At 39.2% G+C, this 18,244-nt stretch carries 18 protein-coding genes; 7 read left to right on the top strand and 11 right to left on the bottom strand.

The genetic code is table 11. The features are described from left to right. Positions 1-57: 57 nt before the first annotated feature. The 6 genes from ODZ84_RS15550 to ODZ84_RS15575 all read right to left on the bottom strand — a co-directional run bounded on the left by ODZ84_RS15550 (position 58) and on the right by ODZ84_RS15575 (position 4,755). Positions 58-1,293, bottom strand: a complete 1,236-nt coding sequence (locus ODZ84_RS15550) for an MFS transporter (protein WP_266173338.1) — start codon at positions 1,291-1,293, stop codon at positions 58-60. Positions 1,294-1,386: 93 nt separating this feature from the next. After that, on the bottom strand, positions 1,387-1,749 hold the full coding sequence (locus ODZ84_RS15555) for a hypothetical protein (RefSeq protein WP_266173339.1): 363 nt from the start codon (positions 1,747-1,749) through the stop codon (positions 1,387-1,389). Between the two features lie 69 nt (positions 1,750-1,818). Further along, the gene (locus ODZ84_RS15560) at positions 1,819-3,318 is read right to left on the bottom strand and encodes a GH3 auxin-responsive promoter family protein (protein ID WP_266173340.1); all 1,500 of its coding nucleotides are present in this window, start codon (positions 3,316-3,318) and stop codon (positions 1,819-1,821) included. Between the two features lie 118 nt (positions 3,319-3,436). After that, positions 3,437-3,685 carry a hypothetical protein gene (locus tag ODZ84_RS15565; RefSeq protein ID WP_266173341.1) on the bottom strand — a complete coding sequence of 83 codons (249 nt, stop codon included), beginning with the start codon at positions 3,683-3,685 and terminating at the stop codon, positions 3,437-3,439. A 295-nt stretch (positions 3,686-3,980) separates the two neighbouring features. Further along, positions 3,981-4,166, bottom strand: a complete 186-nt coding sequence (locus ODZ84_RS15570) for a hypothetical protein (RefSeq protein WP_266173342.1) — start codon at positions 4,164-4,166, stop codon at positions 3,981-3,983. A gap of 199 nt (positions 4,167-4,365) precedes the next feature. Continuing rightward, the gene (locus ODZ84_RS15575; RefSeq protein WP_266173343.1) at positions 4,366-4,755 is read right to left on the bottom strand and encodes a hypothetical protein; all 390 of its coding nucleotides are present in this window, start codon (positions 4,753-4,755) and stop codon (positions 4,366-4,368) included. A 237-nt stretch (positions 4,756-4,992) separates the two neighbouring features. Between ODZ84_RS15575 and mfd the strand changes: the two genes are divergently transcribed. From mfd to pth, 7 genes are all read left to right on the top strand, one after another. After that, entirely contained in the window at positions 4,993-8,364 is a 3,372-nt protein-coding gene (gene mfd, locus ODZ84_RS15580) for a transcription-repair coupling factor (RefSeq protein WP_266173344.1), read from the top strand. A 130-nt stretch (positions 8,365-8,494) separates the two neighbouring features. After that, the gene (locus ODZ84_RS15585; RefSeq protein ID WP_266173345.1) at positions 8,495-9,319 is read left to right on the top strand and encodes a hypothetical protein; all 825 of its coding nucleotides are present in this window, start codon (positions 8,495-8,497) and stop codon (positions 9,317-9,319) included. A 137-nt stretch (positions 9,320-9,456) separates the two neighbouring features. Then, positions 9,457-10,137: a hypothetical protein gene (locus ODZ84_RS15590; RefSeq protein ID WP_266173346.1), complete on the top strand. Its 681-nt coding sequence runs from the start codon at positions 9,457-9,459 to the stop codon at positions 10,135-10,137. 2 nt (positions 10,138-10,139) lie between these two features. After that, positions 10,140-10,883 (top strand): hypothetical protein, encoded by a 744-nt coding sequence (locus ODZ84_RS15595; protein ID WP_266173347.1) that lies wholly within the window; start codon positions 10,140-10,142, stop codon positions 10,881-10,883. Between the two features lie 146 nt (positions 10,884-11,029). Then, entirely contained in the window at positions 11,030-11,884 is an 855-nt protein-coding gene (locus tag ODZ84_RS15600) for a hypothetical protein (RefSeq protein WP_266173348.1), read from the top strand. 99 nt (positions 11,885-11,983) lie between these two features. Next, positions 11,984-12,913 carry a hypothetical protein gene (locus ODZ84_RS15605; protein WP_266173349.1) on the top strand — a complete coding sequence of 310 codons (930 nt, stop codon included), beginning with the start codon at positions 11,984-11,986 and terminating at the stop codon, positions 12,911-12,913. Between the two features lie 88 nt (positions 12,914-13,001). Next, positions 13,002-13,565: an aminoacyl-tRNA hydrolase gene (pth, locus tag ODZ84_RS15610; protein WP_266173350.1), complete on the top strand. Its 564-nt coding sequence runs from the start codon at positions 13,002-13,004 to the stop codon at positions 13,563-13,565. A 145-nt stretch (positions 13,566-13,710) separates the two neighbouring features. On the opposite strand, the gene ODZ84_RS15615 is transcribed toward pth, so the two are convergent. From ODZ84_RS15615 to ODZ84_RS15635, 5 genes are all read right to left on the bottom strand, one after another. Next, positions 13,711-14,346 carry a carbonic anhydrase family protein gene (locus tag ODZ84_RS15615; RefSeq protein WP_266173351.1) on the bottom strand — a complete coding sequence of 212 codons (636 nt, stop codon included), beginning with the start codon at positions 14,344-14,346 and terminating at the stop codon, positions 13,711-13,713. 47 nt (positions 14,347-14,393) lie between these two features. Next, a complete protein-coding gene (locus tag ODZ84_RS15620; RefSeq protein ID WP_266173352.1) occupies positions 14,394-15,986 on the bottom strand; it encodes a SulP family inorganic anion transporter in 1,593 nt (530 codons plus the stop codon). A 139-nt stretch (positions 15,987-16,125) separates the two neighbouring features. Then, positions 16,126-16,425 (bottom strand): hypothetical protein, encoded by a 300-nt coding sequence (locus ODZ84_RS15625; RefSeq protein WP_266173353.1) that lies wholly within the window; start codon positions 16,423-16,425, stop codon positions 16,126-16,128. 20 nt (positions 16,426-16,445) lie between these two features. Continuing rightward, positions 16,446-17,114 carry a carbonic anhydrase gene (locus ODZ84_RS15630; protein ID WP_266173354.1) on the bottom strand — a complete coding sequence of 223 codons (669 nt, stop codon included), beginning with the start codon at positions 17,112-17,114 and terminating at the stop codon, positions 16,446-16,448. Positions 17,115-17,453: 339 nt separating this feature from the next. Next, a complete protein-coding gene (locus ODZ84_RS15635; protein WP_266173355.1) occupies positions 17,454-18,005 on the bottom strand; it encodes a serine O-acetyltransferase in 552 nt (183 codons plus the stop codon). Between the last annotated feature and the right edge of the window lie 239 nt (positions 18,006-18,244).

The raw sequence follows: 18,244 nt of genomic DNA on the forward strand, positions 1-18,244 counted from the left end.
TATTAATCTGTAATTAAAGTTTTTGCTATATATTTAAAGAATAACGCAGATTCATTCCTAATATTGCATTTTTCTTAATTTAGAATTTGTAGTTCCTACCAATAATGCGATAAGCACGGTCATGCTTCCCCCGAAAATAACGGAACGGACGACTCCTAAAATCTTGGCACTCAGTCCGCTCTCAAACTGTCCCATCTCGTTACTGGACATGATGAAAATAGAATTTACACTTAAAACCCGGCCTCGGATATGATCCGGAGTCTTCAGCTGTACAATGGTTCCTCTGATGACCACCGAAATGCCATCGAGCATACCACTAAACACCAGGAACATGAAAGAAATCCAGTAGATTCTCGACAGTCCGAATCCGATGATGCAAAGTCCGAATCCGGTAACCACGGCCAGTAATATTTTACCCTGATTTTTTCTCAGCGGAACCAGAGATAGAATGGTAATAATGCACATCGACCCAATGTCTGACGCAGCGTTCAGTAAGCCGAAACCTTCAGCGCCCACTTTTAAAATGTCAGTGGCAAACACCGGAATCATGGCCACTGCCCCTCCGAATAAAACCGCGAACATGTCCAGACACAAGGCTCCCAGTATTTCTTTGGTCTTAAAAATATAGGCGATACCTTCTTTCATACTCTCCATGACATTCACGGTCTCTTTTTTGTGTTCAGAATACTGTTTATTCAGTTGCCAGAAAAATAAAGAAGCTATGGATATTAATGATATGATCACCACCAGGGTCCACTGTACCCCGAAATACCCGATCAGAAATCCTCCGACCGCATGCCCGCAAACCGAGGAAATAAGAAAAGTAGCCTGGTTTAAAGTAACTGCATTGGGGAGATTTTCCTTTTTGACGATCTTCGGAATCATGGAAGGTACAATCGGCCCGATAAAAGCCCTGGCTATTCCGGTAAAGAAGATCACTCCATAAATATAGTATGTAATCTGGTGGCCCGTAAAGTGCATTTCAACGTTCAGAAAAGCAGGAATTAACAACAGTCCGATGAGAAATACATAGGCGTAATTGCAGATCAGCAACAGTCTTTTCTTCTCGTTCATATCGATAACATGCCCTGCGTATAAGGCGCAGCTTACTGCAGGAATCACTTCTGAAAGTCCGATAAGTCCGATAGAAAAAGGGTCTTTTGTTAACTGGTATACCCACCATCCCAATAAAGTAGCAAGCATTCTGAAGGCTAAAACCATAAAGAACCTTCCTGTAAGAAGATTCCTGAATTCGACATTTTGCAATGTCTGTAACGGGGTGAACGAAATCATGCACAAAAATAGCCCTAAATATTGAGTTAAGGCTATGTATATGTCGGTTTTTTAAATGATAAATCAAATAAAATGTAAAAGATAAAATCTATTTTAGTCTGCTCTGGATGAGCTTAATACAAGGGCTGCCACTCCTGCAGCTCCTATGACCACTGCTCCGGCAGTAATCCCGGCTTTTCTGCTGTCTTTTACTGCTGCCACGTTGGATTTCGGAATGATCACCACTGTACTGTCTTTTTTTCCGGCTGTACCGATAATGTTATCACCATCTACGTTACGGAATAACATTTTTTGTTTTGGAGAACCGTCTTTCATCGTAACAACATATTTTTTTCCGGCTTCCAGATTCGAATAGTTATTCTTCGAAATGTCTTCAGAATATTTTGTCGTTGCACAAGAGGAAATAACAAATAAAGATGTAAGTAATGATGATTTTAAAAGTACAGATGCTTTCATTATTATTTTTTAATTTCTCAAATGTATAATTTTTTTTGAATATATGTTTTCGGAATTGAAAAAATGTATTTATTTTTTGTAAATTTCCAACAAATCGGCAATTTTTCTGTCATTGGCCAGTCGCGGTGTTTTGTTTTGTCCCCCGAGCTTACCCTGGGATTTTGCATATTCATGAAAGGCCCCTTTTTTCAATACGGTAAGATGAAGCTTTTGAAGAATACTGCCGGTTATCAGATCATCGTAATACGTATTTCGTTTTCTGAGCTGATCGTCAAGTTCGCTTTTAAATACATTTAAATTTTCAGGTTCCTTTTCGAACTCGATGAACCATTCATGATAGGGAAGTCCTTCATCAGGATTTACCTGCGGTGCAAGGTGGAATTCTGTAATCTGGGCGGGATATTTTTCCACAGTAGATTTCATAGCTTCTTCCACTTCGAAAGCGATAACGTGCTCGCCAAAAGCAGAAGTAAAATGTTTGGTCCGTCCACTCACCAGAATCCGGTAGGGTGTCTTATCGGTAAACCTGACAACATCCCCGATAGAATAAGCCCATAACCCTGAATTTGTCGTTAAGATCAAAGCATAATCTTTATTCAGTTCAACATCTTTCAAGGTCAGTCTTCTGGCATCAGGCCTGCCATAATCTTCCAATGGAATAAATTCGTAAAAAATGCCGTGATTGGTAAGAAGCAGAAGACCTTCTCTGGTGTAGTCGTCCTGAAAGGCAAAAAAGCCCTCGGAAGCAGGAAAAGTCTGCACGATATCCACTTTCCCACCCAGAAGTTCTTCCATTTTATCGCGGTAAGGTTCGTAATTGACGCCTCCGGTTACAATAAGCTGAAGATCGGGAAATATCTGCTTTATTTTTTTGCCGTGTTTCTCAGTCAGCTTCTCAAAATACATGATGAGCCACGGTGGAATTCCCGAAATCAAAGTCATGTTTTCGTTTTCAGTTTCTTCCACTATTTTATCTACCTTGGCCTCCCAGTCATCCATCATATTGGTTTCCCAGCTGGGAAGACGGTTTTTCTGCAGATAATTGGGGATATGGTGCGCTACGATTCCGGAGAGTCTTCCTGTTTTGATGCCGAAAACCTCCTCCAGCTCCGGACTTCCCTGTAAAAAGATCATCTTCCCGTTTACAAAATCTGCATTTTGTTTTTTGGCAATATAATGGAAAAGGGCACTTTGAGCTCCTTTGATCTGGTAAGGCATTCCTTCTTTGGAGATCGGAATATATTTTGCGCCTGAAGTGGTTCCTGATGTTTTGGCAAAATACTCCGGTGTCGAGGTCCACAGAATATTGGCCTGTCCTTTTTTTACTTTTTCAATATAAGGCTTCAGGTCCTCATAATCGGAAACTTTTACCCTGTCCTGAAAATCTTTTACGGTTCTGATATTCTCAAAATCATGCTCTCTTCCAAAAAGGGTTTTCTGAGCTGTATTTACCAGAGCAAACAACAGTTCTTCTTGGTTCTTCTCAGAATTTTTCTTGAATTCTTCTGCTTTTTGAACATGCTTTTTTGCCCAAATCAATGCTGCTTTTTTCTTGAGGAAGTTTAACATGATTCAAATTTATAAATTACTGAAGAATTTTGTGACATTTTTGAATAAGAAAAAACCGATGGGTATGTTCATCGGTTCTTCGAAATTTGATTATGAAAATAATAACTATATGTAGAGTTTATTTATTTGCCTTGTACCTCCTGTCCGGAGTGCCGTCCTTTTTAAGATTTTTATTGTCTTTATATCTCTTGTCGGGAGTTCCGTCTTTTTTCATTTTAACTGTCGGGGACGCCGGGTTTGTGGTGGCGGCAGTTTTTGTCGTTTTTGTTGTCTGCTGAGTTTTTGCAGCAGTAGCGGGAACTGTCTGTTGAGCGGTAGCAAATCCTAATCCTAGGGCCAGGTACATTGCTGCTAATAATTTTTTCATAACGATGATTTTTTGTTTTTGTAAAATCAAAGTTAAGTAAAAATGTGTTGAAAATGAAAGGTTTAGTAAATTTTACAAAAGTTTATCAGTGCTTAAAAAAAAATTAAGTTCAAGTGCATTAAATGCACTCTTCTAATCTTTAATCGCTATTGCCTCAGTTGATAATAAAAAGACTTTAGCTCCGGCCTCCTGTAAATGACACTTCTTCACCGGAACATCGGAGAATAAAAAAGCCGATGAAAAGATTCACCGGTTTTCGAAATTTGATTATGAAAATAACAACTATGTGTTGAGTTTAATGGGTAGCTTTACTTTTTTTATCAGCAGTGGCGGTCTTTGTTTTTTCAGCAGAAATCTCTTTTTTAACTTTGGCAGGTTTCGCTGTTTTTGTTGTTGGATTTGTTTTAGCCGGAGCTGTTTGCTGAGCAGTGGCGAGTCCTAATCCAAAAATGACGGACATGGCCAGAAATAACTTTTTCATAAGAATAATTTTACTTGTTTGTTGATTCAAAGGTATACAAAAACTGAACTTAAATACTCGATTTTAGAAACTTAACTAAAGTTTATCACAGCTTAAAAAAAGATTAAACAGCTTCCATTTTTCTTATAGAAATTTTCTGCAGGTATAAAAAACAAAACCTGCTCTTTTAAAGAACAGGTTTAATTTAAGCTGGAGGTGATTATCTGGTACAGTTGGCTGTCCAGGTTCTGCCATCTTTAATGTATAATATTTTCAGATCATTATTATCAATTCTGATATAAGAGGTTGCAGTAGATCCTACCATAACCAGTGTATTGTCTCCCTGTTGTTGAAATTCTACGCCGTTCAGATCAGGAATGCCATCCGAAAATGCGAAGTTGTATTTGGTCCCGCTGGCAATTTTGGTTACAAAAACACTACCGTTGGTACTGATGTTTTTGTCACTGTCAACATAGGAAATATTTCCTTTGTACGTTCCTGCGAAGAAATCATTGTTTGCCGGATCATCGTCATCGCTGCATGCTGTGATCGAAGTTACTGCGAAAAATGCCAGCATCAGCATTCCTAAAATTTTAATTGCTTTTTTCATAATACTATTTCTTTAAGTTGTGCATTCGAAATTTCAAAGTTTATGCCACGACGGTTTTTTAAGGAAATTTTTAACTTTTTGTTAAAAAAATTAGCAAAAAATTAAGGTATTTCAATAAAGTAATTATGTTCAGGGAGGCGGTCATTCTCATAAAAACAAAAAATAGTATTATCTTTGAGTGACCAACGATTCCGGGAACCTCCCGAAATCGCTTTTGTCGTTATACCATCACTAATTATGCAGTTAAAAACCATCAGCGAAAAGTTTCTTCCCGAGTTGCTTAAGAAAGAATTTGGAAAAGAAATTTTTATCCAGCTCGAAAACAATGACCATGTTTCTGTAAAAGGAGGTGCCGGATCTTCAGTCTCCATATTTATAGCCGAGCTTTTTCTCACCCATAAGAAAACCATCCTTTATATAGTAGATGATAAGGAAGATGCTCTATATGCCAATGCAGAAATGGAAGATCTTTTGGGCAAGGAAAAGGTTTTGTATTTTCCGGCCACTCATCTTGAGCCTTACCAGGTTGAAAAAACGCAGAACGCCAATCTGGTTCTGAGAACCGAGGTTCTGAATAAAATGAATTCCGGTAAAGCAGCTAAAGTGATTGTAGCCTATGCAGGAGCGCTATCCGAAAAAGTATTAAAAAAAGAAGATTTTAAAGCGATATCGCATCATATTAAAGTGGGCGACCAGCTGGATTTTGATTTTGTTGATGAACTTCTGAATCATTACAATTTCCAGCAGACCGATTTTGTTTCCGAACCCGGCGAGTTTTCGATCCGGGGAGGAATCGTCGATGTATTTTCCTATTCATACGAAAAACCTTACCGTATTACATTTTTTGGAAATGAAGTTGAAAACATTAAGACTTTTGATATTGAGACCCAGCTTTCCCTGGATAAGATAAAAGAATTTCAGCTGGTTTCCAATATGAACTTTTCAGTGACAGGCAGCCGGGTTTCATTACTTCAGCTTTTGCCCGAAGACAGTTTTGTAGTGTCCAGAAATGGGATTGCAGGAATGAATAAAATGAAAGCTTTCTATGAAAAAGCACTGGAAAAATACGAAACCCTGAGCAAAGATATTGCTCATAAAACACCCCAGGAATTATTCAGTTCCGATCAGGAATTTTTATTTGATTATAAAAAATTCAAAACAATAGATTTTGGAAGCCTCCCGATAGAGGGAATCAAAAAACTGACTGAAATCAGGATGGATCAGAAGGTTCAGCCGTCTTTTCATAAAAATTTCGAACTGCTTACCGAAGATCTTGAGGAAAAACAGCAGGCTGGTTTTGAAACCTGGATTTCTTTTTCATCGGACAAGCAGAAAGAAAGGCTGGAATCTATTTTTGAAGAGCTGGATCGTGAAGTCCCTTTTAAAAGTTTTAAATCTGAACTTCATGAAGGTTTTGTAGATCATCAGCATAAAATCCTGGTTTATACCGATCACCAGATCTTTGACCGCTACCAGCGCTATAAAGCGAAAAATACTTTTGCAAAATCCGAACAACTCACCCTGAAAGATCTGATGTCCCTGAAAATCGGTGACTATATTGCCCATATCGACCATGGAATCGGAAAATTTATGGGATTGGTAAAGGTGAATAATGACGGAAAAATTCAGGAATGTTTTAAACTGACCTATAAAAATGGAGATCTGCTGTATGTAAGTATCCATTCTCTTCATAAAATTTCGAAATACAATGGCCCGGATGGGCGGGAAGTGGTTTTGAGTAAGCTGGGATCGCCGACATGGAAATCTCTGAAACAAAAAACCAAGGCAAAAGTAAAGCAGATTGCTTTTGACCTGATAAGATTATATGCCCAGCGAAAAACAGCAAAAGGTTTTGCGTATACCCCGGATTCTTATCTGCAGAACGAACTGGAGGCAAGCTTCATCTATGAAGATACTCCGGATCAGGAAAAAGCAACGATCGATGTGAAAAAAGACATGGAATCTGATACGGTAATGGACCGGTTGGTTTGTGGAGATGTAGGTTTCGGAAAAACCGAGGTAGCGATCCGCGCAGCCTTTAAAGCCGCTACCGACGGGAAACAGGTCGCGGTTCTGGTTCCCACCACTATTCTGGCGTTTCAGCATTACAGAAGCTTTAAGGAAAGGCTTAAAGATTTCCCGGTGACTGTTGCCTATGTCAACCGTTTCAGAACTGCCAAACAAAAGTCTGAAACCCTGGACGGGCTTAAAAACGGGAAAGTGGATATTATCATCGGGACTCACCAGCTGGCCAGTAATACCGTAAAGTTCAAGGATCTGGGATTGCTTATCATTGATGAAGAACATAAATTCGGGGTGTCTGTAAAAGATAAGCTGAAGACATTAAAAAGCAATGTCGATACTTTGACATTAACAGCCACGCCCATTCCGCGTACATTGCAGTTTTCTCTGATGGCTGCCCGTGATTTATCAGTCATTAAAACACCGCCGCCCAACAGGCAGCCTGTAGATACCCAGTTAATTGGTTTTAACGAAGAGATTATCCGTGATGCTGTTTCTTACGAACTCCAGCGTGACGGGCAGGTCTATTTTATCAACAACAGGGTTGAAAATCTGAAAGATATCGCCGGACTGATCCAGAGACTGGTTCCTGATGCAAGAGTAATTACCGGGCATGGACAGATGGAAGGCAAGCAGCTGGAAAGAAACGTCCTGGATTTTATGGAAGGTAAATATGATGTTCTGGTTTCTACCACCATTGTAGAAAGTGGGGTAGACGTGCCGAATGCAAACACCATTTTCATTAATGATGCCCAAAGATTCGGAATGGCAGATCTGCACCAGATGAGAGGAAGAGTAGGGCGAAGCAACAGGAAAGCCTTCTGTTACCTGATCACGCCGCCTTACGATATGGTGACTTCGGATGCGAGAAAACGTCTGGAAGCTATCGAGCAGTTTTCAGATCTGGGCAGTGGCTTTCAGATTGCCATGAAAGATCTTGAAATTCGTGGCGCGGGCGATTTGCTGGGAGCAGAGCAGAGTGGCTTTATCAATGAGATGGGATTTGAAACTTATCAGAAATTAATGCAGGAAGCACTGGAAGAATTAAAAGATGACCAGGAGTTTGAAAATTTATTTGAAAATGAGGAAGAGCGGAACAAGCTTTTCAAATCCGTAAAAGAGGTTAATATTGATACGGATCTTGAGCTCATGCTTCCGGATTCTTATATCTCCAATACGGAAGAAAGACTGTTGCTGTATCAGAAGCTTGCTGAGATTGATAATGAACAGGATCTGGAAAAATTTGAGTCGGAATTGATCGACCGCTTCGGGAATTTACCCAATGAAGCCATTAATTTATTAAAAAGTGTTTCCTTAAAATGGCTGGCTGCGGAGATCGGTTTTGAAAAGATCGTCATGAAAAACGGAGTATTTCTCGGATACTTCCCAAGTAACCCGCAGGACAAATTTTATCAGACAAATAAGTTTAAGCACATTATCAGTTACTTAACCCAAAACCCTGCTGAAGCGCAGCTGAAGGAGAAAATAACCAAAGATGGAAATCACCTTATGATGAGAAAAGACAAGATAATAAATGTCGATGAGGTGAATTATCTTCTGAAATCGATCCTTAAAAATCATGTTTAATTCAACGCGGCAGGAAATAATTCCACTTTTTAAGTGATTTAATTTATGCTGTAAATTGCTTATTTCTATTGATTTATAACGGGGTTGTAGAATTTTTTGGGAAAATTTTTTTACCTTTGCAGCCCCTTATATGAAAAAAACTATTAACTACTGCGTAATCGGATTATGTTTTACAATCCAGTCGTACGCGCAGGTGGGAATTGGAACTAGTGCCCCCAATTCTACTCTCGACATCAACGGGCGTACCACCTTACGAAAAGAACTTAGAGTGAATGGAACCTCATCTCAGGCAGGAAGTGCCGGGCTGAATGGACAGGTTTTGGTTTCTCAGGGAGAAAACCTACCGCCGGTTTGGAAAACCGTAAATGTAACCTTCCTTGAAGAAGGACAGTACAAATTAATTAATTCATACCTTTCATCAGATCAGGCAGGTATTACGACACTTTCGAACGGAGTAGCCGGAGACGGGGTCTTCAAGAACAGTGTAAATGATGATATCACGGATACGAGTAAAGGCAAGTGGATGAAAATTGCAGGTCTGGAAGGTAATTTTACCATTAAGAATGCAAAAAACAGACTCACCTATCAGCTGCAGACCGGAGTTGAAATGAAGTCATCATCCGCCACCAGTATGCAGAGTGTAAGTTTTGCCTGTGGTGTGTTCAGAAACGGTAAACTGGTCGCCGTGCGACCGGATAAAATCTCATCCAACAATAATACAGATAAAGCTGGGCTTCAGGATTATATCTTTACCTTGAATTATACAGAACAAAATGTAGGGATCGGTGCCCAGAAAATAGAAGTGGCATGCCGGAAAATAGAGACGACAAGTAATAATGCTCAGTTTACAGTCGGACGAAATATCTCCAACACCAATACTGAATCTAACGCATTTACGCTGGAATCTGTTTTTAAAACAGATGTCATTGAATACGTAACCTACAAATCCAACTAATTAAATGAAAAAATTATATTCTATCCTGTTGGTAATAACAGGATTGTCTCTCTGCGCAGATCGGAATAAAAACTGATGCTCCGAAAGCAACGCTTGATGTAAACGGAGACACCAATTTCAGAGGTAAACTGGCTGTCATGAATGTTTCTGATAATAATAAATTATTTGAAGGAAGTAATGATCAGGTATTGGTGTCTCAGGGAGAAGGCCTGCCGCCGCTTTGGAAAACACTCAGAATTCCGGAATATGAAGCCAATAAGTTTTACCTGATTTTTAATAATTCATTTTCGGATAAAACAGGAGTGACGTTCAGCAGCACCGAAGAATCTACCAACGGAAGTTCTAGATCTACCTCCTTTACCAAGAACGTTGCTTACAGTACCCTGAACAGATTTAAGAAAATTGCAGCACTTTCACAGCCGATCACTATTTACAGTGCACAGAGCAAAACTTATTTTCAGTTTGAAACGGTGGTACAGGCTGCATTCCCTGTAAACGGGGACCCTGATATTTCGATTGATTATGCATGCGGGATATTTGTAGATGATAAACTGGTCAACCTGAGACAGAGAAATATTAAAGCCAGCAGCGCATCAAGTACTTTCATTACCCATAATCAGATCGGTATTGCCGATAATCTCACTAAAGGCCAGCATACGGTAAGTGTGGCGTGTTCCAGATTAAAATCCTATAATACGAATGTCAATCTGGGAATAGGGATCAATGTGGCGACTAACATCGACAGCTTCATTACCCAATCCTCTCTGAAAGTAGATGTATACGAAGTGCCTCAGGTATTTAACACAATTTTAAATTAATCATGAAAAAAATATTATTCATCACGTCCCTATTATTTTCGTTTTTGTATGAAGCCCAAGTAGGTATCAATACACCGGCACCGGCTACCATGCTTGATATCAATGGTGACTTCAATGTGCGGGGACAGATAAGAACAGGCGGAACCGATACTTTTAAAGGAACAACGGGTGCTGCCGGAACTATTTTTCATAACAATTCAGATCTGGCGGTCAATGACTGGAAAAGCATCAAAATTGCTGACGGACAGGGAAGCATGTCTATGTTTTTTATGAATACGGTTGCAGACCAGACCGGTGCTTCTTTCAGTGGTACGAATGGCTCTACGGACCCTTACACAGAAGGATCTTTAATCACCAGTACCTGGACTGTTCTTCCCGGAACGGCAGATACATTTTCAGTGAACAGCACAACAAACAAAGTAGCTTTCACATTCCAGACCACCGCACAGAAAACAGGAAACGGAAGCGCCTCTTCGGGCTTTGCCTGCGGAATTTTTGTTGATGACCGTTTAAGAGCCGTAAGAACAGACGTATTATTGGGAACAGATGGTACCAATAAGATCTTTAACCTTAATGCAACACTTACCAATCTTGCTGTTAAAAACAATTACACCGTAAAAGCAGCCTGTACGAAAAGAAATCTTAATTCAGGAACATTAGGCATTGGTACAGCGGTGAATACCACCTATCTGAATGCCGGAATGTCCCAGTCTGTACTGACCACATCGGTATTGCAACCTTATTAATTTATTGATTAATACCTTATAATTAAAATCTAAAAGCATCTGTTTTTAGATTTTTTTTGTGAAATAGATAGCGAAATATTTGTTTTTTTAATTCTTTCATAAGCTAAAATAAATTATATTTGGCAACGTGAAAATTTGAGTTACTTATGAAAAAAAACTATTTTTTTAAAGCTTTTGTCGCAGTGCTTCTTGGTCTTCTGGTTTCTTGTGACAATACGACCGATGATCCCATCAACCAGAATAATACAGGAAATAATGGAGAACCGACTATCACAGGTCCCAGAGTACTGAATAAAGTAATGAGCGGAACGGCAACATCAGAGGAGTATATAACTGCTTCAGGTGCCATTTCTCAGGTGATTCTGAAAGACATGGTCACGGCCAATTCTACAACAGCCACGGTAACCTATACCGGTGATAAGGTTTCCAGGATAAAATATATCGATAATCAGAATCCGCATGTGATCGATAATGAATATAATATCACGTATACAGGTGGAAGGATGACTGCTGTTACCCTTCAGCAGAATCTCGGTTCTGCCGTTAATCTCAGCGATTTTACCGTAAGTTATGATCCTGCAGGAACCCTGTACAGAATAGAGGAAAAGAAAAAAATGAACGGAAGTGCCACCTACACGCACTACGCAGAATATAAATTCACTTTTTCTGCCAGTAACGTGGTAAGAATGGAGCATACGGCGATGCTGATGAAAAATAATAACCCTGATCCTACAACGGCTTCTAAGACCAACTATGCTTACGACAATTATGATAATAAGATTAATCCTTATACAACACTGTCAAGAGAATATTTTATCGTTACCGGAATTTTATTCCCGGTTAATTTCAATATGATTTCTTCCAACAATGCCGGAAAGATTACAGTGCAGAACCCTGCAGGAGCTGTGGTATCATATCCTAAAACCTATTTGTATGATTCTCAAAACTATCCGGTATCGGATCAGGGGCAATCTACAAAATATATTTATAAGGCATTATAATCATATTTTTGATTATCGTTTTTTTTATAATATAAATAATTATGTAATTTTTATGCAAAAAAAAATTATATTTGTGGAAAAATAAATAATCCCTAAAGAATGAAACGAATTTTTTATTTTATTTTAATCTTAGCTGGTGTATCTTCCGTGTACTCTTGTAAGGATATGCTGGATGAGAACGGAGATCCGCTTTCAGATCTTAACAACAATACAGGTCTTAACGGGCCGAGAGGACTTTACAGGGAAATAACGGATAAAGACACCATCGCAGAGTATCATTATAACGGTTTGCTGATGACCAAAGTGCTTACAGACAGTGCTTCAGTAACAGATGTAATGTACAGTGGCGAAAAAGTAAGTAAAATTAATTTCAACGGTTTCCTGGATGTAGACGGTGACGGCAAACTGGATAAAGACAGCATCTCTTATACCCAGCTGTTTACCTATGGGAATACAGGAAGACTGGAGTCCATTTCAGAAACCCGCTCTTATTATAAAAGAGGTCCGGCTGTGCCACCGGCTACGCTGGGTCCGAAAGTTCTTTTTGCAAAAACCAAAAGTTTGTATAACCTGATGTATTCTGCGGCGACAGCCAAACTGGATTCTATTACGATGAAAACCGGTCCGGATATTTCCGGAAGTCCTTCCGGATTTACAGATTACTCACAGACAAAATATACCTATTTAGGGGATAATGTTTCTAAAGTAGTAAGACATTATGGCCCAATGGCCAATGGGGTACCAGGGGCAGCAACGGAAAAATACAGCTACGAGTATACAAGCTATGATAATCAGATCAGCGCTTATACACTATTGCCGTTTGCCTATAAGATTTCAAATCTTTTATCTACGCAGGCCAATGATTTCAGAAGTCTGATTTTATCTCCGAACAGTCCCAAAAGGATAGCGGTTACGGATCTTACGCAGCCTATTCCTACCCCAACGATTTTCTCTACGGATTATAATTATGATCCTCAGACGTATGTAACCAAAGGGTTTGGAATCAACTATATCTATAAACCTTTTTAAACGTATTTTTTAATCATAATAGCAAACTCAATCTTTCTTAAGGTTGAGTTTTTTATTTTAATACCTTAATTTTGCAAAAAATTTCTCAATGAAATATTTAATTGTCGGTCTGGGAAACAAAGGGCCTGAATACGAAAATACCCGTCATAATATAGGTTTTAAAGTTGCAGATAAGATTGCAGAACTGTTGGATGTTCCTTTTAATTCTACCAATTTTGGCTGGATGGCAGATGGAAAATATAAAGGAAGAAGAGTGCTGGTGCTAAAACCGGATACCTATATGAATCTTTCGGGCAATGCCGTTAAATTTTGGATGCAGAAAGAAAATATCCCTTTGGAAAACGTCCTGATTGTTACTGATGATCTGGCTTTGCCTTTCGGAACACTGAGAATGAAAGGGAAAGGTTCGGATGCAGGGCATAACGGACTGAAAAATATTAATGAGGTTCTGCAGACTCAGAATTATGCACGACTGCGCTTCGGGATTTCTGCAGATTTTTCAGAAGGAAGACAGGTAGATTATGTACTTGGAACCTGGAATGAAGAAGAATCGAAAACACTTCAGGAAAGAATCGAAAAGTTTTCCAAAGCAAGTCTGTCCTTTGTTTTTGCAGGAATTAACAATACCATGTCCTCTTTTAACGGAAAGTAAAAGATATATAAAGAAAAAAATAAAAGACCATCGAAAACCGATGGTCTTTCTGTTGTACTCTTAATAAAAATTAATTTCCAATCTATCTAACTATAACATTCTTCTGATAGTCCTTCTGCGAATCATTATAATGGATGATCTGATTTTATAACCAGGTTACCACTCCGGTTTCAACATCGTAATTGGCTCCAACGATTTTTATTTTATTCTCCTCTTCAAGCCTTCTCAGTGTTGAGCTTTGTTTGCGGATGTCTTCAATGGCGCTTTTTACGTTCTGCTGGTTTAGTCTTTCCAAAAGATCACTGTTACTGGAAGAACGCTCTTCCCCCTCTTCAATGACCTGATGGATGATAGGGTCAAAATGATTGATCAGATGATTCAGATTGTCCATTCCCATTCCCTCGATTTTAGCCGCATCCAGACCACCTTTCAGCGCGCCGCATTTGGTATGTCCTAAAACCACGACAAGTTTTGAGCCTGCAACATTACAGCCGAACTCCATGGATCCTAGAATATCCTGATTTACAAAATTTCCAGCAATTCTGATGCTGAAAACATCTCCCAATCCCTGATCAAAGATCAACTCCGCAGAAGTACGGCTGTCGATACAGCTCAAGACCACTGCAAAGGGCCATTGTCCTTCGCGGGTAGCATTTACCTGCTCCAGAAGGTCTCTGTTTGCTTTTAAGTTATTTACAAATCTCTGATTTCCTTCCTTTAAAAAATTAAGTGCTTTTTCAGGGGTAATCGTAGATTGAGTTTCAGATGTGTGTGCTTTCATATGTTTGTTTTATTCTTTTTAAAGTTAAAAAAATTATCGAATCAGAGCTACATTGCTCTTCTATGAGTGATTACAATGTGAGAATCTTCGTCTCGTTCATAATCTTTGTATGATGTTTTGAAGCCTAGCAGTTCTACACTGATATCTTCTTCTTTAGCCCTGATGTTGGCAAAATCCTGGATCATTTCCAGCACATCTGTAGCGATGTATGAAGTTCCCCGGGCATCAATGGTCACTGTAGAATTAGGCTTAATATTTTTTAATGTCTTTTTAATTGCTGCTTTATTTAAAAATGAAACTTCCTCAGCCAGCTTAATAGTGATTCCGTCAGCATCATCCAGCTTCTCACGGCTTAAATAATATGCCCTTTTCATATTTCCCTGGAGAATATAAAAAACAGATATTGCTAAACCGATTCCCACGCCTTTCAGCAAATCAGTCGCTACGACAGCGGCTACAGTTGCTACAAAAGGGATAAACTGAAATTTGCCCAAATGCCAGAAATGTTTAAATGTGGCCGGTTTTGCCAATTTATAACCTACCATGAGCAATACTGCGGCCAACGTGGCCAGGGGAATCAGATTTAAAATCATCGGAATAGAAAGAACGCAGATTAATAAAAGGAGTCCATGGATAATCGCTGAAAGCTTAGACGTTGCTCCTGCATTGGCATTCGCAGAGCTTCTTACCACTACGGAGGTCATCGGAAGCCCACCGATAAACGAACTGATAAGATTCCCGATACCCTGAGCTTTCAATTCAAGATTGGTATCGGTAATTCTTCGCTGGGCATCCAACCGGTCTGATGCTTCGATACAAAGTAAGGTTTCAATAGAGGCTACAATAGCAATCGTCGCTCCTACGATCCAGACTTTAAGATTGGTGAATCCGGCAAAATCCGGCATTACAATCAGGTTGCTGAAGTCAGCGGCAGATTGGGGAACCGGCAGAACAACAAGATGCTGAGGGGTGATGGCTAATGAGCTTCCCGTCATTTTGAAGAGTTCATTTAATACAATACCGGCTACTACAGCCACCAAAGCTCCCGGGAGCATTTTCATTCTTCTTAATGTCGGAATTTTATCCCACGCCAAGAGAATCCCGATAGAGACTAATGTAACAATAATTGCTCCCGGATGAACCGCTCCGAAAAGCTCTGTAAAATAACCGAAATTCAGCCCGTTGTCAAAGATAGACTCATGACCTTCATAGTCTTTGTCAAAACCCAGTGCATGCGGGATCTGTTTTAAAATAATAATGATCCCTATCGCGGCAAGCATCCCTTCAATAACATTATTCGGAAAGTAGTTTGAGATACTTCCCGCTTTTACAAATCCCAATACCAGCTGAATGAGACCCGCGATAATGCCTGCACAGAGAAAAAGCTCAAATGCTCCTAAATCTGTAATGGCCGTTAAGACAATGGCGGTTAATCCTGCTGCCGGACCCGATACCGAAATATTAGAATTACTGATGGTTCCTACAACCAGCCCTCCTACGATCCCGGCGATAATTCCGGATAATGGCGGAGCTCCCGATGCCAATGCAATTCCTAAACATAAAGGAAGTGCGACTAAAAATACGACGAGGCCTGAAGGGAAATTTTCCTTGATTCCTCCTATTAATGATGTGTTTTTCATGATATGAAAATGCTGTGATTACAGATGACCAGCTGTGATTGACCATTTGTAAAAGATTGGAAATTTAATTTTTAAAGCACATGACGATTCGATATCAGATTGATATGAATACGATTAAAAAACTAATGATACTTAAAAATCAGGCTTCCGGAGGCGGAGAAAATATCGTGAGTAGTGGCGACAGATGAAAGTCATCATCGATCAGTACGAAAGATTTACCCTGAAGATCGGGCTCGAAAAATTTTACGTAATCGAATACATCCAGGGTTTTTGGAAGTGTTTTTTCGTAAACGGTGAAAGAGGTAGAATGGGAGTGGGGTTCTTCTTCATTGATGATCATATTGGTTCTTTGCAATTCCCAGCCTAAAACGGCAGCGATACTTGGCAAAGCTGTAAAGTTCAGGAAAAACGTTAAAACAATAATACTCCAGAATTTCATTTTACATTTTTTTTGAAAAACTATTTTGTTTTTCTCGTCATGATCCAGTCGGAACTGATGAGGTTATAAATTTTTTGAATATCCTTCAGTATTTTTTCGAAGTCGATATCCAGATCAATAATTTTACCTGTCCTAAGATCAAACACCCACCCGTGAACAACAGGATATTCTTCTAAAATATACCGCTCCTGCACACAGGCCATTTTAATAACATTGATGCACTGCTCCTGAACGTTTAGTTCTACCAGTCTGTCATAGCGCCTGTCTTCATCTTCAATAGCGTCTAATTCTGCCTGGTGCAATCGGTAAACGTCTCGGATGGTTCTCAGCCAGGGATTCAGCAATCCCATATCCTGAGGGGTCATCGCTGCTTTTACTCCTCCGCAGTTGTAGTGCCCGCACACAATAATGTGTTTTACTTTCAAATGTTCTACAGCATACTGGATAACCGCTGTGGAGCTCATATCCAGGGTATTGACTACGTTAGCGATATTTCTTGTAACAAAAACTTCGCCCGGCTGTGTGCCCATTAATTCTTCAGCGGTGACTCTGCTGTCCGAACATCCGATATACAGATAATCCGGATTTTGAGTTTTGGCTAAATCTTCGAAGAAAGTGGGATTATTGGCAACTTTGGATTCTACCCATTTTCTGTTGTTTTCAAAAATAACTTCGTACGATTGTGACATATAAAAAATTTAAAGTGTTACAATTATTTATATCGTGTAAATTATTTCCAAATTCAATAGACCAAATCAATAATTCTACAAAAATATAATTTTTAGTGAAAGTGTAATCACTTTTAACAAAGTTTAATATTAAAGTATGTTTAAAATCATACGAATTTAAGCTTTAAAAAGCGATATCCTTGATGTTGTCTGTCCTTTTTTAAGTTTTTGATAGCCCTTATTCTTAAAAAGCCAGTATAAAATTACAAACAATGGGTGAAAAAACCAATATCCTGACGCAATTTAAGGAATAGTAATATTTAAAACTTTTTATTGATGCCTTATCAGTTTTTCGGAATTTTATATCTTATGATTAATATATCCTTCCGTAGCATTTTCAGATTCGTATATTTTTCCCGGGTTTCCCATAACCACTGAATTGGGGGGAACGTTAAAATTAACATAAGAATTCGGAGCAATCAGAACATTATTTCCAATGGTTATTCCGCCCACAATCACTGCGTTGGCTCCGATCCAGACTTCATCCCCGATGGTAGGGACGCCCTGGTTTTTCCCGCGGTTCTGTTGTCCGATGGTAACTCCCTGGGCAATATTGCAGTTCTTTCCTATGATAACTTTGGGATTAATAACTAAACTTCCCCAGTGTCCCAGATAGAAACCGGCCCCTATTCTGGTTTCCGGATAGATCTGGAAGCCGTATTTTATCTGATAATGCCTTAAAACCAATTTCCAGAATATTCCTGATACGGGCTTTCCCTGATATTGTTGGGCTTTCCTCAGAACATAAATGAAATGAAGATTCGGATTGATGCATTTTGTCCAGACCCGGGTGCCGGAAAGCCATTGTCCGCTTTCCCGGTAAAAATCCTTTTGAATGATGGAATATTTCATTATTTTTTATATATTTAACAAAACCACAAATGTAAATGAAAAAAAGAGAAATCATATGGATTTTAATTCCTATGTTGCTTGTATGCAATACACTTGTTTATCTGATGTTTGAAGAGGATTACCAAGGGATTGGAACAGGAACAACGACGGACAGCAGATTTTATATTGAAATTGCCGACAGCCTTCCATACCTTAAAGAAGCTCTTTTTCCGGTTCTTTATCCCATTGTAATCAGCATA

The organism is Chryseobacterium fluminis, assembly GCF_026314945.1.
GTDB lineage: Bacteria > Bacteroidota > Bacteroidia > Flavobacteriales > Weeksellaceae > Chryseobacterium > Chryseobacterium fluminis.

Excerpts from the sequence above, each read along its gene's own strand:
- pth (WP_266173350.1), top strand. The coding sequence starts at position 13,002 with ATGAAATATTTAATTGTCGGTCTGGGAAACAAAGGGCCTGAATACGAA.
- ODZ84_RS15560 (WP_266173340.1), bottom strand. The coding sequence starts at position 3,318 with ATGTTAAACTTCCTCAAGAAAAAAGCAGCATTGATTTGGGCAAAAAAG.
- ODZ84_RS15605 (WP_266173349.1), top strand. The coding sequence starts at position 11,984 with ATGAAACGAATTTTTTATTTTATTTTAATCTTAGCTGGTGTATCTTCC.
- mfd (WP_266173344.1), top strand. The coding sequence starts at position 4,993 with ATGCAGTTAAAAACCATCAGCGAAAAGTTTCTTCCCGAGTTGCTTAAG.
- ODZ84_RS15630 (WP_266173354.1), bottom strand. The coding sequence starts at position 17,114 with ATGTCACAATCGTACGAAGTTATTTTTGAAAACAACAGAAAATGGGTA.
- ODZ84_RS15565 (WP_266173341.1), bottom strand. The coding sequence starts at position 3,685 with ATGAAAAAATTATTAGCAGCAATGTACCTGGCCCTAGGATTAGGATTT.
- ODZ84_RS15615 (WP_266173351.1), bottom strand. The coding sequence starts at position 14,346 with ATGAAAGCACACACATCTGAAACTCAATCTACGATTACCCCTGAAAAA.
- ODZ84_RS15555 (WP_266173339.1), bottom strand. The coding sequence starts at position 1,749 with ATGAAAGCATCTGTACTTTTAAAATCATCATTACTTACATCTTTATTT.
- ODZ84_RS15585 (WP_266173345.1), top strand. The coding sequence starts at position 8,495 with ATGAAAAAAACTATTAACTACTGCGTAATCGGATTATGTTTTACAATC.
- ODZ84_RS15635 (WP_266173355.1), bottom strand. The coding sequence starts at position 18,005 with ATGAAATATTCCATCATTCAAAAGGATTTTTACCGGGAAAGCGGACAA.
- ODZ84_RS15620 (WP_266173352.1), bottom strand. The coding sequence starts at position 15,986 with ATGAAAAACACATCATTAATAGGAGGAATCAAGGAAAATTTCCCTTCA.
- ODZ84_RS15595 (WP_266173347.1), top strand. The coding sequence starts at position 10,140 with ATGAAAAAAATATTATTCATCACGTCCCTATTATTTTCGTTTTTGTAT.
- ODZ84_RS15570 (WP_266173342.1), bottom strand. The coding sequence starts at position 4,166 with ATGAAAAAGTTATTTCTGGCCATGTCCGTCATTTTTGGATTAGGACTC.
- ODZ84_RS15625 (WP_266173353.1), bottom strand. The coding sequence starts at position 16,425 with ATGAAATTCTGGAGTATTATTGTTTTAACGTTTTTCCTGAACTTTACA.
- ODZ84_RS15600 (WP_266173348.1), top strand. The coding sequence starts at position 11,030 with ATGAAAAAAAACTATTTTTTTAAAGCTTTTGTCGCAGTGCTTCTTGGT.
- ODZ84_RS15550 (WP_266173338.1), bottom strand. The coding sequence starts at position 1,293 with ATGATTTCGTTCACCCCGTTACAGACATTGCAAAATGTCGAATTCAGG.
- ODZ84_RS15590 (WP_266173346.1), top strand. The coding sequence starts at position 9,457 with ATGAATGTTTCTGATAATAATAAATTATTTGAAGGAAGTAATGATCAG.
- ODZ84_RS15575 (WP_266173343.1), bottom strand. The coding sequence starts at position 4,755 with ATGAAAAAAGCAATTAAAATTTTAGGAATGCTGATGCTGGCATTTTTC.